This window comes from Nocardiopsis protaetiae (assembly GCF_045446735.1).
Lineage (GTDB): Bacteria > Actinomycetota > Actinomycetes > Streptosporangiales > Streptosporangiaceae > Nocardiopsis > Nocardiopsis protaetiae.
The window spans coordinates 1-2,556 of sequence record NZ_JBJJBV010000464.1 but is presented as its reverse complement, the minus strand read 5'-3'; the positions used below and the strand labels follow the sequence as shown (position 1 = coordinate 2,556).

Here is a 2,556-nt window from a genome sequence, read left to right as displayed (position 1 = left end):
CGTGCGGCCGGGGCGGGGCGACTGCTGGGCAGGGGTGAACTGCGGGCGGTCAGCGGGACAGCCGGTGGGCGGCGCGAGGGCGCGCTGCCGGGGCGGGGCGGCTGGCGGACAGGGGTGGCGCGAGGGGGCGCGGCCGGGGCCGCCCGGACGTGGGAGCGCCCCGCCCGGGGGTCGGGCGGGGCGCGGAACAGGCGGCTCAGGGCCGGGCTCAGGTCAGGAGCTTGTCGACGATGACACCCGCCAGGGCGCCGTGGGCGCGCTTGGTGCTGGCGCGCAGGGCGCCGACGTCGATGCGCGTGTAGGAGGACCCCAGGTGGTCGTCCCACGGGATGCGGACGATCGCCCGGCAGCGGCCGCGGGCCACCCGTTCGGCGGCGTCCACGTCCGGCAGGCTGCGCTTGCTGACCCCGTTGACCACCAGGACGGACTTGGCGCGCAGGGCGCCGTGGCCGTTGCCGTCGAGCCAGTCGAAGGTCATGGAGACCGCGCGCTCGGCGTCGGCGTTGGCCGGGGTCACCAGGACCAGGCCGTCGGCGGCGGGCAGGGCGCGGGCGACGCCGGTGGCCGCCGGGTCCAGCACGGTGACCGCGTAGAAGCGGCCGAGCAGCCCGGTGAGCTGGGCGTAGTCGCGGTCGTCGAGGGTCTGGACGTAGGGGTCGTCCAGGGTCTGGACGACCTCCAGGCCGGTCGGGGTGCGGCCGGTGTAGGCGCTCATCGACTCTTGGTCGCCGATGCCGTCGGCGTTGGCCAGGAGCGCGGTGAGGGTCTCGGGCGCCTGCGCGCCGATGCGGCGGGAGAGGCCGTTGGGGCCGGGGTTGACGTCGACGGCGACGATGCGCTCGTCCCGGTAGCCGGCCAGGGTGTGGCCGATCATCAGCGTGGTGACGGTCTGGCCCGCGCCGCCGGTGCAGCCCAGGACGACCAGGCTGCGGGGGCTCTCCAGGGGGGTGCGCAGGCGCTCGATGTCCTCCGGGGACAGCTCCGAGCGGACCGGGGCGGCGCCGCCGGTGACGACCTTGGCCAGGCGGCGCCAGCCGCGGGTGCCGCCGGAGTCGTCGGCGGGCGCGGCCGCGGGTGCCGCGGGGGCCTCGGTGCGCACGGCGGAGGCGGTGGCCGGGGTGACGGCGGGGGCGGTGGGCGAGCCGTGGGGGGTGTCGCCCAGGCGCTCCTGTTCGCCGGTGCCGTGGTCGAGTTCGAGGTCGGAGCGGGGCTCGCGCCGGGGCGGCTCGGGCTCCTCGCCGGGGGCGGGCTGGCCGAAGAGGCGACCGATGCGGCGGGCGTTCTGGGCGACCCGGTGGAACACGCCGTCGTGCGGGTCGTGGACCGGCGCCTCCTCCGGGTCCCGGGGCTCCTGGTCGGCGGACGCGTCGGCGGTGTCGGGGTCGGCGGCGCCGGAGGCGCGCATGCTCCACTTGACCGGGGCCGGGAGCTCGCCGTCGGCGGCCGGGGGCGGGGTGCGGCGGCCGGCCAGGGCGGCGGCCTCGGCCTGCTCCAGGTCTGCGGCGGTGCGGCGGCGTTCCGGCGCCTGGCGGACCTCGGCGAACCCGGCGAGTTCGCCGGTGCCGTGGTCGAGCTGGGTGGGCGGCTTGGCCGCCGGGGCCGCCTCGGCGGCCTCGCGCAGTTCCTCGGCGGGGATGACGGGGTTGTCCTTGTCGCCGACCCGCGGCTGGTCGGGGTGGCGCTTCTTGCCGTCGTCGAACCACTCGGAGGGGTCCTTGGCCCCGCGCGCGTGGTCGGGGACGACGTCGGCGAACTTGGGGCGCGGCGGGGCGGGGGTGTCGGCGGTGCTGAGGTGGCGGTCGAGCACGGTCATGTGCTCGTTCCACTCGGGCCCGCGGTCCTCGTCCTCCTGGGGGCGCACCGGCATGGACGCCTGCTCCCCGGTGCCGTGGTCCAGCTCCAGCGGCGGCTTCCCGCCCCCGGACACCGGCCGGGCGTCCACTGTGAACGAACCCCCGCCGGAACCGCCGGCGGCCCGAGAGGCACCCGCCGCGTGAACGTCGGAGGCGGGCTCAGCCGCGTCCCCTACCGGCCGACCGCCCGGAACCACGCCGGGCGCATCGGCAGGACGAGAGGTGCCGGTGGAACGCACAGTGCGGACCGGGGCGACCGCGTCGGCACGGGTGGGGCCCACGGGGCGGGCATCGGCGGCGAGCTCAGCGGGGTCCGGGTGAGTCGGCGCGGCAGCGGCGCGGGGGGCGTCCGCCGGCCGCGCAGCGGCGTCGGCATCGGCGTCCGAAGTGCGGGACGGCGGCGCGACGGCGTCAGCACGGGTGGGGCCCGCGGGACGTGTGTGGTCGGCGGGACGCCCGGTGCCTGCCGGGGCGACCGCATCGGCGTCGGCGGCAGGCACAGCGGCGGCAGCCACGTGTTTCTGCGCAGCCGCGTCGGCACGGGTGGGAGCAAAGGGGCGGGCGGGAACGGCGGCGCCCGTGGTGCGGGAGGTGCCGGTGGAGCGCGCGTCGGTGTCGGCGGGCTCGGCGGTGTCCGCGCGGGTCGGCGCGGCGGCGTCGGCGTTCTCTGCCCGTCGGCCGCCCGGACCGGCGCCGGGTGCAT

At 78.5% G+C, this 2,556-nt stretch carries 1 protein-coding gene; it reads right to left on the bottom strand.

Features of this window, described 5'->3' with window-relative positions:
• Positions 1 to 208: 208 nt before the first annotated feature.
• Positions 209 to 1,927: a MinD/ParA family ATP-binding protein gene (locus ACJOT3_RS33880; RefSeq protein ID WP_406977214.1), complete on the bottom strand. Its 1,719-nt coding sequence runs from the start codon at positions 1,925 to 1,927 to the stop codon at positions 209 to 211.
• Between the last annotated feature and the right edge of the window lie 629 nt (positions 1,928 to 2,556).